Source organism: Synechococcus sp. KORDI-49 (genome assembly GCF_000737575.1).
Lineage (GTDB): Bacteria > Cyanobacteriota > Cyanobacteriia > PCC-6307 > Cyanobiaceae > Parasynechococcus.
Window position 1 is genome coordinate 438143 of record NZ_CP006270.1, and the last position, 13711, is coordinate 451853.

Here is a 13711-nt window from a genome sequence, read left to right on the forward strand (position 1 = left end):
GGTTCCCGCCATGAGCACCAAGCCCCTGGTGATCTCGCCCTCCATTCTCTCGGCCGACTTCTCCCGTCTCGGAGAGGAGGTCAAGGCCGTTGACGAGGCAGGCGCAGACTGGATCCACGTTGATGTGATGGATGGCCGCTTCGTTCCCAACATCACCATCGGCCCCCTGATCGTGAGCGCCCTGCGCCCGGTGACGCAGAAGCCGCTGGATGTGCACCTGATGATCGTTGAGCCTGAGAAGTACGTCCCTGATTTCGCCAAGGCCGGCGCAGACATCATCTCGGTGCAGGTGGAAGCCTGCCCTCACCTGCATCGCAACCTGGCCCAGATCAAGGACCTCGGCAAGAAAGCCGGTGCTGTGCTGAACCCCAGCACTCCCCTGGACACCCTGGAGTACTGCCTCGAGCTCTGCGATCTGGTGCTGATCATGAGCGTGAACCCCGGCTTCGGTGGTCAGAGCTTCATCGAGAACCAGGTGCAGAAGATCCGTGATCTCCGCCGCATGTGCGACGAGCGGGGCCTGGATCCCTGGATCGAGGTGGACGGCGGCATCAAGGCCGGCAACGCCTGGAAGGTGATCGAGGCCGGAGCCAATGCGATCGTCTCCGGATCCGGTGTATTCAACCAGCCCGACTACGCCGAGGCGATCAAAGGAATCCGCAGCAGCAGCAGCAAGGAAGCGGTTCTGGTCTGAACCAGGCGGTGTCGCTTCGTCATCGATGCCCCGGCCATGGCCGGGGCTTTTTCATGGGCCTCCGTTCAGAGAAGAGCCAGCAGAGCGATCAGCATCACCACCGCCAAACCGATCAGCACTCCCGTCACAGCGGGGCGCACATCCACCGGTCGGTAGGCCGGAGCACAACGGCGGCAGCCACGGCGACTGGCCTGACTCACGGCGCTTGGGTGCTGTTTGCTCTCAGCCTAGAAACCAGCCGTAGCTGTGCAATCCGATCCCGAGCAGGTTCACGCCGATGTAACAGACGCCGATCACGACAAGGCCGGCCACCGCCACCAGTGCCGGACGGCGCCCCTGCCAACCCCGGCTGAATCGGGTGTGGAGATAGGCCGCATAGACCAGCCAGCAGATCAGGGCCCAGGTCTCCTTGGGATCCCAGCTCCAGTAACTGCCCCAGGCTTCATTCGCCCAGACGGCACCGCTGATGATGCCCACCGTGAGCATCAGGAACCCGACGGTGATGGTGCGGTAGCTGAGGCTGTCGAGCTGCTCACTGGTGGAGAGCTGAACCGACTGCAGCTGCAGAACACCGACATCAGAGGCGGCAACGGACTGACGGAATCCACCACTGCCGATGGAACTGCTGCGCAGCTCCAGGTCGTCCCCTCGATCAGTGAACAGCACCGCCAGGGACAGCAGCGACCCCACCAGCAGAGCCGCGTAACTGACCATGATCACGCTCACGTGCATCACCAGCCAGCTGGAGCGCAGGGCCGGAACAAGGGGAGCTGCCTCCTGCAGCTGATCCGGCAACGCGAAGCTGGCGAAGGCGATGCAGCCGAGCCCCATCGGTGTTGCCGCGGCGGCCACGAGCGGAGACGGCCAGCTGCGTTCCACCAGAAGCTGCGTGAGCGTGCAGGCCCAGGCCAGAAAGCACAGGGATTCGTAGAGGTTGCTGATGGGGAAATGACCCGACTGCCACCAGCGCAGAACCAGCTGGGTTGTGAGCAGAAGGTTCGCAACCGCCACCAGGAGCCTGACCTGCGACTGCAGGGATCGACCGGAGACCGCCCAGAACGCCAGAGGAAGAGCCAGCAGCAGCAGCGAGAAAGCGATGAATCCCAGCAGGGTCACCACGTCAGTCGGAGGGGTCGGCAACGGTGTCGTGCGATCAACCAGAGATCAATTCTGACGGCTCACCTCAACGACTGGCCTGGCGAAGCAACGCTCCGCCGCAGCCCAGGGAGATCAGCACCGGTAACCAGGCGGCTGTCACAGCCGGAAGCGTGCCCTTCACGCCCAGGGAGCTGAAGCTGAAACTGAGCACGTAATAGCCGAGAATCAACAGCACGCTGATGCCGAAGCCCTGGCTGCGGCTGGTGCGTGACCCTGGCCTGGAGCCGAGACTGCTGCCGATCAGAGCGAACACCAGGCAGGAGACCGGGAAGGTGAACTTCTCCTGGATACGAACGGCAAGCCGGCGAGCTTCCTTGGCGTTGCCTGCCTCCACGTACAGCTGCCTGGCCTTGATCGCCTCCCCGATGGTCATGTTGTTGGCATCCCGCGGAAGACGGGCCACCTTCAGAGGCCCGGCACTGAGGGGATAGAGGTAGCGATCGAAATCCACACGGGTGGTGCTGCCGTTGGTGTTGAGCGTGAGGATCTGACCGTCGAGAAACTCCCATTTCGCCTCCTGTTCCCGCCAGAGAGCCTTTTCGGCAACGAGCATCTGGCGGAAACCGACCCGGGAGAAATCCAGCACGGTCACATCGAGCATCTCCCCCTTCTCGAATCGGCGGGCATAGAACAGCTGATTGAGCCCTCGTCCGCGTTGTTCATCGTCCCTGCCCTGCAACCGCCCGAAACGTGAATAGATGATGTCCTTGCCCTTCTCCGTGGCCAGGGAGCGGCCGAGAGCACGCTGCAGAGTGGATTCAGCGCTTCGGTTCGCCTGCGGAACGATCACATCGTTGAACACCAGGGTGAGCCCGGTGAGCAGGATCGCCAGAACCAGGGCCGGTGCCACCAGTCGCACCGTGCTGACTCCAACGCTGCGCAGCGCCGTGAGCTCACTGTTGGCCGAGAGCCGGCTGTAGGCCAGAAGTGTCGCCATCAACGTGGCCATCGGGAAGGAGATGACCAGAAAACTGGGGAGTTTGAGAGCCATCACCTGCACGGCCACCGTCACCGGCAATCCCGATTCGACGATGCGCCGCACCAGATCGAACATCACACCGACGGAGAGGGAAACGACGGTGAAGGCCGCGATGGCGAACAGCAGCGGCCCCGTGAGTTCACCGAACAGCCAGCGATCAAGAAGCGGTACTTTGCGCGGCAGCGGGGGAAGGCTGATCAAAGCTGGAATCCCTCCCCGAGGTAATGACGACGGACCAGGGGATCGGAGGCCACCGTTTCGGAAAGTCCCGACGCCAGAATCGATCCATCGTTGAGGATGTAAGCGCGATCGGTGATGGCGAGGATCTCCCGAACGTTGTGATCGGTGATCAGGATTCCCATGCCGAGGCTGCGCAGAGACTGAATCAGCAGCTGAAGATCGGCGACAGCAAGCGGGTCGACCCCGGCGAACGGTTCATCCAGCAGCAGATAACGGGGACCATCGCGGCCGACCGCCAGAGCCCTGGCCACCTCGCAACGGCGGCGTTCACCTCCGGACAGCTGAAACCCGCGGCGATCCATGAAGAGAGTGAGATGGAACTGATCGATCAGCTGATCGCGGCGGTCCCGACGCTCCTGATTGCTCAGATCGGTCTGGGCAAGAGCGATCTCCAGATTCTCCCGGACGCTCAGCTGTCGGAAGACGCTGGGTTCCTGCGGCAGATAACCGATGCCCAGCCGGGCGCGCTGAGGCATGGAGAGTCCGGCAACGGCCAGGCCGTCGAGATTCACCGCTCCACGGTCGGGCCTCAGCAGCCCGACCACGAGATTGAAGGTGGTCGTCTTTCCCGCACCGTTGGGACCCAGCAGCCCCACCACTTCGCCCGGAGAGAGATCGAGGCTCACGTCACGAACAAGCTGACGACCGCCCAGGCTGATGGAGACAGTCTCCAGCGTCAGGCTCATGGAACCATCGGAGTCGGACTGCTGGACTTCGTCTCGAGGGACCACTGGCTGAACACCTGCCCACCATCGGTTGGCAGGGCAAGAGCACGCTCTTCGTCGAGCAGGTAGGTCACCTGTCCGGCCCTCAGAAGATTGCCATCCTTCTGAACCACGTCGACATCCCCGCTGAGCACGATGCGCTCCTCCTTGGTGAAGTACTGGGCCTGCCGGCTGGTGGCGACGACACCGCGGTTGGCATGAACCAGCCGCACGTTGCCGGAGGCGGTGATCACGCCGGTGACATTGTCCGCCGACTGCTGATCGGATTCGATGGTGATCAGCCCCTCCCCCTGCGGATCAGCGGCTTGGAGCGGAACAGCTCCGAACAGAAGTGATGACAGCAGGATCAGAAGGGGTGACCAGCCGGTGGACCTGAACATCTCGGAAGGCGCTTTCGCAGCCTGAAGCTGCTGGATGTTGCGTGGACACTACAGCCTGCTCATGGGCTGTTCCGAAGCACGGGGACAGTGCACGACTCGGGATCGCCGTCCAGCTGCAGCAGCTCGAGACGCCCCTGGATCACAGCGCAGAGGCCGTCGAGATCGAGACCGAGATCGGGTGTTCCCGGCCGGCGAAGCCTTCCGAGCGCTTCGCCGAACAGGATGGTGGCCCCACGACGGTTGCCCCTCTGCAGATGCAGCTGGGCCACCGCTACCTGCAGGATGCCCTGGAGGCTGCGTCGTTCGGGCTCGCCGGTTTCATGCCAGAGCTCCTCGAACACGTCATGGGCGTCGTACCACTGCTGACTGTTGAAGAGCTCGATCGCCTGCTGAAAGCGGGGATCCGCCTCGGGCATCAGCGCTTGGCCATCTTCTTGGCCGGCAGCTTGCGGAGACGGATGGATTCCTGGGTGACTTCCAGCATCTCGCCGGGTCCGATGTACTCAAGCGCACGCTCGAGGGTCATCTGGATGGGTGCCTGGAGGGTATCGAGTTCATCGGCACCAGCCGAGCGCATGTTGGTGAGCTGCTTCGTCTTGCAGACGTTGATCTCCAGATCCTGGGGCCGGTTGTATTCGCCGATGATCATCCCCTTGTAGACCTTGGTGCCGGGCGAGATGAAGAACTGACCGCGGTCCTCGGCGTTCTTGAGGGCATAGAACGTGGCGGTGCCTTCCTCGAAGGCGATCAGAACACCGTTGCGTCGGGTATCGAAATCCCCAACCATCGGCCGGTACTCGAAGAAGGAATGGCTCATGATTCCCTCGCCGCGGGTGGCACGGATGAATTCACCGCGGAAGCCGATCAGACCACGGGAGGGAACGATGAACTCCAGCTGGGTACGGCCGTCCTGACCGGTCTCCATGTTCTGCATCTCACCCTTCCGGGTGCCCAGCTTCTCGATGCAACCGCCGACCGCCTCTTCGGGCACATCCATCACCAGCGTCTCAACAGGCTCACAGGGGGTGCCATCGATGGTGCGGTAGATCACCTGCGGCTGCGACACCTGGAATTCATATCCCTCACGCCGCATCGTCTCGATCAGGATGCCGAGGTGCAGCTCGCCGCGGCCGCTGACGGCGAAGCGGTCCGGAGAATCGGTGTCCTCGACCCGGAGCGCCACGTTGGTGAGCAGTTCCCGCTGAAGACGGTCGCGCACCTGACGGCTGGTCACGAACTTGCCCTCTTTGCCAGCGAAAGGGGAGTCGTTGACCACGAACGTCATCTGCAGCGTGGGCTCATCCACTTTGATCAGCGGCAGTGCTGTGGGCTCATCGGGACAGGCGATGGTTTCGCCGATGTTCACGTCATCGAAGCCGGCCACAGCCACCAGATCTCCGGCGGAGGCCTCTTCGATTTCAACGCGTTGCAGCCCCTCGAAGCCCAGCAGCTTGCTGATGCGGCCCTTCTTGACGGAACCATCGTCTTTGATCAGAGCAGCGCTCTGGCCCTGCTTGATTTTTCCGTTGTGAACGCGGCCGATGATGATGCGACCCAGGAAATCGGAGTAATCCAGAGTGGTGATCTGGAGCTGAAGCGGTTTCTCCGAATCACCCACCGGGGGTGGAACATGGCGCAGGATCGCGTCGAACAGCGGCCGCATGTTCTCGCTGTCGGTCTTCATGTCGGGCTTGGCAAAGCCGCCCAGACCACTTCCGAACAGATAGGGGAAATCGCACTGGTCGTCATCAGCGCCCAGTTCGATGAACAGATCCAGCACCTTGTCGACGGCGGTTTCGGGATCAACCCGGGCCCGATCGATCTTGTTGACGAACACGATCGGACGCAGTCCCTGCTCGAGGGCTTTCTTCAGGACGAAACGGGTCTGTGGCATCGGACCCTCGTTGGCATCGACGATCAGCAGACAGCCATCGACCATGCCGAGCACCCGCTCCACCTCCCCGCCGAAATCAGCGTGACCCGGGGTATCAACAATGTTGATGCGCGTCTCGTTGTACGTGACAGCGGTGTTCTTCGACAGGATTGTGATGCCGCGCTCGCGCTCCAGGTCGTTGGAGTCCATCACGCAGGTGGGAACCGCTTCGTTGTCGCGGAAGATGCCCGACTGAGCCAGCAGTGAGTCGACCAGGGTCGTCTTGCCGTGGTCAACGTGGGCGATGATCGCGATATTGCGAATCGCCTTTTGCTGGGCGCTCATGCGGGTTGACCGTTAGAAATTGTGAAGAACGCCATAGGCGCAGGGCGAAAGGATATCTCAACGTGAGATCCGACTGGTCCGTTCTGGACCTTGCACGCGCAAGCTGCCGCGGGTGACCCCGAGTTGATGGTCGATGCGCTCCTGCTTCCAGACGTCACGCGATGCAAGCCGGCCAGCCAGGGCATCCGCGTAAAGGAGGACGCGTCTTCGGGTGGCCTCTGCCCCCTCGTCGAGCAGTTCCAGACGGACGTGACGCACGCCGGCCTGACGCAGAGCCGGCAACCCCTCGACACCGGTCTGAGCCGTGCCGTTGAACAGGGTGTTGCGGCAGCCCAGATCCGCGCGCAGAGGATGTTCCACACCACTGCGGTCACGGAGAGTCACTGTGTGCTGCTCGCAGGGGCGACCACAGTCGGTGTGATCGTGCCCCTCGGAGAGGAAAGCGCAGAACAGACAGTGCTCCATGTGAAACAGGGGCATGTGCTGATGCAGGGTCACCTCCAGGCGCGATGACTCCACCCCGGCGGACAGATCCAGCAACTGCTGGAGATTGAGGTCGTAGCTGGCTGTGATCCGTTTCAGCCCCCAGTGACTTCGATACCAGTCGAAGCTGAGGGGATTGGCGGCATTGAGGGAGAAATCACCGACGCAGGGTGCCAGGGGAGTGAGGATCTCCAGTTGATCGGCATTGCGCACCAGATAGCCATCCGGTCGAGCGCGGATCAGCGGCTCCAGGGTCCAGCGCTCATCAGGCCGGGTGATCCGGCTGCCGGCAAGCCAGATGCCCTCGGGCCAGACGCCCCGGGCCATGGCCACAGCCTCCCGGAGCTGCCGTGGCTGATCGAGGTCGGCCACCACGGAGCGGATCGGCGCTGCCCCGTCGGGAAGCTCCATCAGCGCTCGAAGCTGGTTCAGGCTTCTCACGAGCACCACCAGACCCATCGGCTCGTCTTGGCAACCGTCTGCTGCCGCCGGGACAAACTCCGAGAGGACGGCTGCAGGATCGAGAGGCACAGAAGCAAGCGGCTGCTCAGCGACCGGTGATCCAAGAGCCTCCAGAAGGGCCCGGCGCATGCGGTTCAGTTCTGCCACCGGTAGGAACAGATCGCCTTCGAGCTCGACCTTGAGATCACGCAACCGCCAGCCGCTGCCGCCGAGACGCCCGAGCTGCTGCTCAAGACGCGCCCGGTCCAGGGGGCGCTGATCCGCGGACTGCAAGGGCATGGCACTGCTGATGACTACGCCCCTCTCCGGCTGCTCGAGCCTCAGGACGTCACCACGGCGTCCAACCACCCGCAGCGACAGATCACGGGGCCGGGCCTCGGTGGGTCGACGCGCCATCCGCTGCCACTGGCTCTGCCATTCCGGATCGCTGGTCAGCCAGACCGATGCTCCGGCGCGCAGGGCGCGGGTTTCGATCCTTCCAGGACCCAGACGCAGTTTCAGGCGTTCCTGTCCGAGCTGTTCACAGGCCATGACGCGGCCTCCCACCTCGTCGGGAGGTCGCAACGGGTCGTCCGACAGAGCCTCCAGGACGATTCCCTGACCGGGTCGCAGGCGCTCCCGGCTGCGGATCTGCAGCCAGCCTCCGCGATCAACCTGCAGCAGGCGACCGATCAGCGGTCCACGCTTCTTGCTCCAGCGCCCATGGACCAGCCGGCGATGGTTCACTCCCTCAAGCCAGCCTGTTGAAAGCCCCCGGGAGAAGGCCAGCTCCAGCTGCCTCTGGACGGGTTCGGGCTCAGGACGGTCGAGGCGCTGCCGATAGGCATCGGTCACCGCTGCTACGTAACTGGCGTCCTTCAAACGCCCCTCGATCTTGAGGCTGGCAATGCCGATGCGCTGCAGCTCAGGCAGCAGCTCCCAGGCCGCCAGGTCCTGGGGTGAGAGTAGATAGCGCTGATCCTCAAGCGCACGGGGAACGCCGTCAACGACGAGTTCATAGGGCAGGCGACAGGCCTGGGCGCATTCCCCGCGATTGGCACTGCGCTGGCCCAGGGATTCACTCGTGAGGCACTGGCCGGAGTAGGCCACGCAGAGCGCTCCGTGCACGAAGACCTCGAGTGGCATGGCCAGGTGGCGATCCCGCAGCTGACGCTGCAGGCGTTCGAGGTCTCTCAGCGCCAGTTCCCGGGCCAGCACCACCCGTTCGCAGCCCAGGGATGCGGCCTGAGCCACGCCGGCGGCACTGGTGATCGACATCTGAGTGGAGGCGTGCAGCGTCAGCTGGGGCACGAGTCTCCGGGCCAGCCTGCAGAGGCCGACGTCCTGCACGATCACGGCATCCACACCGGCCTCCGCTGCGGCGATCAGCAGCTGAGCTGCCCGCTCGAGCTCATCGCTGAACACCAGCACGTTGAAGGTGAGACATCCCTTCACCTGTCGCTCGTGCAGCCAGTGCATCACCGACGGAAGCTCGTCGATGCGGAAATTCTCGGCCCGCTGGCGGGCGTTGAAGGCGTCCACACCGAAGTAGACGGCATCGGCTCCAGATGCCACCGCTGCCCGCAGAGCCGGCCAGTCGCCGGCTGGCGCCAGCAGCTCAGGAATGTTCAAAACGGACGACGGGCGAGACGCCGGGCTGCCTCGAAGCGTCGGAGTGCATCGGCCGTGCCCTCGAAGCGCCAGTGCCAGGGCTCGTAGCTCACACCCTGGGAATTGCCGTCCGGAAACGACATCACGAAGTGATAGCGGGCGGCATTGTCCTGCAGCCAGCGGAAGGTGCGCGTCTGCTCGAAATCGGTCGAGAGGTGGGTCTCAGGAGCTTGCCCATCTCCCAGATCCACAGCGAAACCGGTGCTGTGCTCGGAATAACCCGGCGGTGCCGACACCTGAGCCCGCTCCTCGGCGGTCTGATTCCGCTCCGAGGCCACATCAAAGAAGATCGATTCCTGCAGGTCATGGGATCGATAGCCGCTGAGCAACCGCAGATCAATGCCTTCGGCGGCGGCAGCCCGGAGCATGCCGTCGAGAGCCTCGGCCGCATCGACATGAAGCTGAATACCCGGCTCGACGACGATCAGCTCGTCCGGGCTGACCTGGTCATAGGGGAAGTGGCCCAGCAACCGACCATCCGCTGCCGGCGGCTCGGGGATCCCCGGAACAACAGGCGCTGGCGGCGTGCGATTCAGCCTCGCCATCAGCTGCGGCCCCATCAGCACGACGGCTCCACTGACACCGCACACCACCAGGCAGGCGAGCAGCAGCCCGAGACCACGGCCCCGCGAGCGACGCGGAGCCGGACGGGAGCGACGCGCGACCGGAATGTCGTCCCTCTGTTGCCGACGAGCAGAGGCAGCCCGACTCACAGCGCTGATGCGTGTTGTTTCGATCGTAAGGGCGATGGCCAGGGAGCCCCACCGTCATTGATGACGCAGTGGTAGCTTCAAAAAACAATCCAGCGGAGAATGGCTGAGATGTTGCGTGTTGCGGTTGTCGGCGGTGGTCCGAGCGGATCCTGTGCTGCCGAGGTGCTCGCCAAAGCTGGAATCGAGACCTGGCTGTTCGAACGCAAGCTGGATAACGCCAAGCCCTGCGGTGGAGCGATCCCCCTCTGCATGGTCGAGGAATTCGATCTGCCGGACGACATCATCGACCGCAAGGTTCGCAACATGAAGATGATCTCCCCTTCCAACCGGGAGGTGGACATCCGACTCGATCCGCTCGGTTACGACGACAACGCCTACATCGGCATGTGCCGCCGGGAGGTGTTCGACGCCTTCCTCCGCAACCGTGCCGCCGATCTCGGCACCACCCTGGTGAACGGTCTGGTGCAGAAGATCGACACCGGCACCAACCGACAGGGCCCATACACCATCCATTACGCCGACTACAGCGCTGGCGGCCCCACCGGTGACCGCAAGACCCTGGAGGTGGATCTGATCATTGGAGCCGACGGCGCCAATTCCCGGGTGGCCAAGGCCATGGACGCCGGCGATTACAACGTGGCGATCGCCTTTCAGGAGCGGATCAAGCTTCCTGCTGAGGAGATGACCTACTACGAGGATCTGGCGGAGATGTACGTCGGAACCGACGTCTCCCCCGACTTCTACGCCTGGGTGTTCCCCAAATACGACCACGTGGCCGTGGGAACCGGCACGATGCAGCAGAACCAGAGCCTGATCAAGGGTCTTCAGAAGGGAATCCGCGAGCGTGCCACCAAGCGCCTGTTCAAGGGCGAAGTGATCAAGGTGGAAGCGCATCCCATCCCGGAACATCCCCGACCCCGTCGTGTGGTGGGGCGCATGGCCCTCGTCGGTGACGCTGCCGGCTATGTCACCAAAAGCTCCGGTGAAGGGATCTATTTCGCAGCCAAGAGTGGCCGGATGTGCGCCGAAGCGATCGTGGAGATCTCCAAAAACGGCAGCGTCATCCCCACCGAGAAACAGATCAAATCCAGCTATCTCAAGCGCTGGGATCGCAAGTACGGCGCGACTTACGCCGTGCTCGACATTCTTCAGCGCATCTTCTACAGAAACGACGCCGCGCGAGAAGCGTTCGTCGAGATGTGCGACGACAAGGACGTTCAGAAGCTCACCTTCGACAGCTACCTCTACAAGCGGGTGGTGATGATGAACCCCTGGCAGCAGATCAAGCTGACGCTGCGCACTCTGGGCAGCCTGATCAGAGGAGAGGCCCTGGCTCCCTCGAGCTACAACCCCGTGCCCTCGGCGGTTGGACGTTCCGATGGAGATTTCCTTGCTGAGGAAGCTGCTCAGGCGGTGAAGGCTCAGGCCAAGGAGAACGAGATGGAAAACGAGAAGGAGAAAGCCGGGATCAGCTGACCCCGGCTGCAGGGGCCTGACTCAATCCCGCTGTTCGATCGCCTTGTCGACGCCTTCCTTGATGCGTTCGATCCCCTGCTGCAGGTTCTTGCCTGGGGCGGTTTCTTTCTTGGTGGTCGACCAGACGTTGATGGCATAGACGACGGCACCTGCCACGATCAGGGCCGCAAGAACAAGGCCGATGCCGTTGCCTCCCTGTTTGACCACGACTGGCTGTTGCTGATTGCTCGACTCGTCAGCCATGAATGTGATGGTTGATGCCATCTCTCGATAGCCGGTTCATCGCCGGTTGCCAACAAAGGGAACGGCGGCCCAGGGGAACAGTCGCGACTCAGGACTGAATCGACTCGAATCGCGCCAGCACTGAGGCCTGGTTGCGCAACACGCCCAGAAGGTTGAGACGGTTCCTGCGCAGGTCTTCATCCTCAGCCATCACCATCACGCTGTTCTCTCCGTCGAAGAAGGCTTCCAGGACCGGCGTGGCCTTCACAAGACCGTCTGAAAGAGCCTGGTAGCGCCGTTCCGCGGCGAGAGGTTCCAGCTGCTTCAACACATCGAACATGCCCTGTTCGCTGACGGATTCGAAACGATCCGGATCCACCACACCTGGCAGGGCCAGGGTGTCCTCGGGGAGGTTCCCCTTCTCCGCCAGGCGAGCGGCGCGCTGGACAACGGCCTGAACGGCCGCCAGTCCGCCTTGCTGACGCAGCGCACGCAGCAGCTGAATTCTTTCCTGCACATCCATCGGGTCGCCGAGGAGACGAGCGTCCGTGACCCCTTCCCCGGCCACCGCCTGAACCAGATCCGGTTCATAGCCGTCCTCTTCAAGCTGCGAGACGATGCGTTGCCTGAGCAGTTGCAGTAGATCCGCCAGCAGCGGGCCCGGTTCGATGGCGAAATGCGGGAACAGCTTCACCCAGTCCGCGACGGCAGCCTTCAGGAAGGTCGGCAGATCGAGGCGCCAGCCTCTGTCCCAGAGGATCAGAAGAATTCCATTGCCGGCTCGTCGCAACGCGTAGGGATCGGAGGAGCCGCTTGGACGCTCTCCCTTGGCGAAGATGCTCAGCAGCAATTCAAGCCGTTCCGCCAATGCCACGACGGCTCCGGCATCGCTGCCGGGCAGGGCATCGCCGGCTCCCCGCGGCAGGTAATGCTCCACCACCGCAAGAGCCACCTCCCTCGGTTCCCCCTCCTCGAGCAGATATTTGCCGCCCATGAGCCCCTGAAGCTCCGGGAACTCCCCCACCATCTGACTGACGAGATCATGCTTGCAGAGGTGGGCGGCGCGACTCGCATGACCTGCGATCTCCTTCGGTAACACAAGAGCCTCCAGGAGACGTTCCGCCAGACGTTCGATCCGTTCGCAGCGTTGGCGGAGACTCCCGAGCCCCTCGGCGAACGTGACTCGGTGGAGTGACTCCCGACGATTGACGCTGGAGTCGCGGCGGTCGACGGCCAGAAAGAACTCCGCATCCGCGAGACGGGCCCCGAGCACACGTTCATTGCCTCGGACGATCTGTTCCGAGGCCTGAGCGCGACCGTTGCTGACCAGCAGAAACTCTGGACGCAACACCGACTTCGCCTGCAGCCGCAGCGGATCACTCTCGACATCCGGGACATCCAGGGGGATGTAGCGCTGATGAGCCTGCATCACGGTGCTGATCACCTCTGGAGGGAGATCCAGAAAGCGGTCAGCGATCGATCCCCGCAGCACGCGCGGATCCTCCACCAGATCGACAAGCTCCTCGAAAAGAGTTACAGGGCAGTTCGGAACCCCTCCAACCGCCTCAGCTTCGCTGTCGATGGCGGATTGGATCAGCTCGGCCCGCGCTTCGCGATCCACCAGCACACCCAGAGCCGCAAGGATGTCCGCATAGCTCTCGGCATCGGAGATCTCCACCGGGGCATCGCCATGCAGCCGGTGACCACGACTGAAACGATCGCTGCACACCCGGGGATCGGCACCCTCCAGCTCCACGGGGATCAGATCCGCTCCCAGAAGAGCCACGAGCCAGCGGATCGGGCGACTGAAGCGCTGGTTACCGGTCCCCCAGCGCATGAATCGCCTCCCCTGCAGGGAATCGATCCAGGCAGGAATCAGGCTTTGGAGAAGATCGCTACTGCTCTGACCGGGCGTTCGCACCGTGGCGAAGACGCAGGGGCCTTTCGGGGTCTCCCGCACCTCGAGTTCGCTCGGTTCAACGCCGCAGCGACGGGCGAATCCAATCGCCGCCGCACCGGGCTTTCCCTCCACGAAGGCCTGGGCCACGGGGGGACCTTTGCGATCTTCTGTCAGATCGTCCTGACGAACTTGCAGATCGGCCACTCGGACAGCCAGACGCCGTGGCGTGCCACTGACGCTGATGCCCTGATGGCTGAGGCGGCACTCACCCAGATCTCTGGTGACGCGCTGCACAAGCTGCTGCAGGGCCAGCCGGGCGAAATCAGCGGGCAGCTCCTCGGTGCCGATCTCGAGAAGAAACGTAGATGTCACGCCACTGACTTAACCGGAGGTGACTGTATTGGAAGCCGT

The 13711-nt window shown here is 63.2% G+C and carries 13 protein-coding genes; 2 read left to right on the top strand and 11 right to left on the bottom strand.

From position 1 onward, the window contains the following. Positions 1-10: 10 nt before the first annotated feature. A complete protein-coding gene (gene rpe / locus KR49_RS02395) occupies positions 11-694 on the top strand; it encodes a ribulose-phosphate 3-epimerase (RefSeq protein ID WP_043691281.1) in 684 nt (227 codons plus the stop codon). A gap of 65 nt (positions 695-759) precedes the next feature. Here the strand turns inward: rpe and KR49_RS14465 are convergent, their stop codons facing one another. Genes KR49_RS14465 through KR49_RS02435 form a run of 9 tightly spaced genes read right to left on the bottom strand, consistent with a single transcriptional unit; the run spans position 760 to position 9702 of the window. Then, positions 760-894, bottom strand: coding sequence for a hypothetical protein (locus KR49_RS14465; RefSeq protein WP_256381028.1), 135 nt, complete (start codon positions 892-894; stop codon positions 760-762). Between the two features lie 22 nt (positions 895-916). After that, on the bottom strand, positions 917-1834 hold the full coding sequence (gene ccsB / locus KR49_RS02400; protein ID WP_043691283.1) for a c-type cytochrome biogenesis protein CcsB: 918 nt from the start codon (positions 1832-1834) through the stop codon (positions 917-919). Between the two features lie 43 nt (positions 1835-1877). Further along, complete coding sequence (locus KR49_RS02405) at positions 1878-3032, bottom strand: LptF/LptG family permease (RefSeq protein WP_043691285.1); 1155 nt, start codon at positions 3030-3032, stop codon at positions 1878-1880. Continuing rightward, positions 3029-3757, bottom strand: a complete 729-nt coding sequence (lptB, locus tag KR49_RS02410; RefSeq protein ID WP_043691286.1) for an LPS export ABC transporter ATP-binding protein — start codon at positions 3755-3757, stop codon at positions 3029-3031. Before lptB ends, KR49_RS02405 begins: the two co-directional genes overlap by 4 nt. Further along, positions 3754-4176, bottom strand: a complete 423-nt coding sequence (locus tag KR49_RS02415; protein WP_043691288.1) for an LptA/OstA family protein — start codon at positions 4174-4176, stop codon at positions 3754-3756. Before KR49_RS02415 ends, lptB begins: the two co-directional genes overlap by 4 nt. A gap of 59 nt (positions 4177-4235) precedes the next feature. Beyond that, the gene (locus KR49_RS02420; protein ID WP_043691289.1) at positions 4236-4592 is read right to left on the bottom strand and encodes a DUF309 domain-containing protein; all 357 of its coding nucleotides are present in this window, start codon (positions 4590-4592) and stop codon (positions 4236-4238) included. After that, positions 4592-6394, bottom strand: coding sequence for a translational GTPase TypA (gene typA / locus KR49_RS02425; protein ID WP_043691291.1), 1803 nt, complete (start codon positions 6392-6394; stop codon positions 4592-4594). Before typA ends, KR49_RS02420 begins: the two co-directional genes overlap by 1 nt. Positions 6395-6451: 57 nt before the next feature. Further along, positions 6452-8950 carry a U32 family peptidase gene (locus KR49_RS02430; RefSeq protein ID WP_043691292.1) on the bottom strand — a complete coding sequence of 833 codons (2499 nt, stop codon included), beginning with the start codon at positions 8948-8950 and terminating at the stop codon, positions 6452-6454. Beyond that, positions 8947-9702: a M15 family metallopeptidase gene (locus KR49_RS02435; RefSeq protein ID WP_043691294.1), complete on the bottom strand. Its 756-nt coding sequence runs from the start codon at positions 9700-9702 to the stop codon at positions 8947-8949. Before KR49_RS02435 ends, KR49_RS02430 begins: the two co-directional genes overlap by 4 nt. Before the next feature lie 108 nt (positions 9703-9810). Between KR49_RS02435 and chlP the strand changes: the two genes are divergently transcribed. Then, complete coding sequence (chlP, locus tag KR49_RS02440; RefSeq protein WP_043696530.1) at positions 9811-11178, top strand: geranylgeranyl reductase; 1368 nt, start codon at positions 9811-9813, stop codon at positions 11176-11178. A 21-nt stretch (positions 11179-11199) separates the two neighbouring features. Here the strand turns inward: chlP and KR49_RS02445 are convergent, their stop codons facing one another. Beyond that, positions 11200-11442 (bottom strand): hypothetical protein, encoded by a 243-nt coding sequence (locus KR49_RS02445; RefSeq protein ID WP_253912797.1) that lies wholly within the window; start codon positions 11440-11442, stop codon positions 11200-11202. 67 nt (positions 11443-11509) lie between these two features. Further along, complete coding sequence (gene glyS / locus KR49_RS02450) at positions 11510-13672, bottom strand: glycine--tRNA ligase subunit beta (RefSeq protein ID WP_043691296.1); 2163 nt, start codon at positions 13670-13672, stop codon at positions 11510-11512. Positions 13673-13711 lie beyond the last annotated feature (39 nt).

Coding starts and splice junctions, on each gene's coding strand:
- chlP (WP_043696530.1), top strand. CDS start 9,811: ATGTTGCGTGTTGCGGTTGTCGGCGGTGGTCCGAGCGGATCCTGTGCT.
- KR49_RS02415 (WP_043691288.1), bottom strand. CDS start 4,176: ATGTTCAGGTCCACCGGCTGGTCACCCCTTCTGATCCTGCTGTCATCA.
- KR49_RS02445 (WP_253912797.1), bottom strand. CDS start 11,442: ATGGCATCAACCATCACATTCATGGCTGACGAGTCGAGCAATCAGCAA.
- KR49_RS02420 (WP_043691289.1), bottom strand. CDS start 4,592: ATGCCCGAGGCGGATCCCCGCTTTCAGCAGGCGATCGAGCTCTTCAAC.
- rpe (WP_043691281.1), top strand. CDS start 11: ATGAGCACCAAGCCCCTGGTGATCTCGCCCTCCATTCTCTCGGCCGAC.
- lptB (WP_043691286.1), bottom strand. CDS start 3,757: ATGAGCCTGACGCTGGAGACTGTCTCCATCAGCCTGGGCGGTCGTCAG.
- typA (WP_043691291.1), bottom strand. CDS start 6,394: ATGAGCGCCCAGCAAAAGGCGATTCGCAATATCGCGATCATCGCCCAC.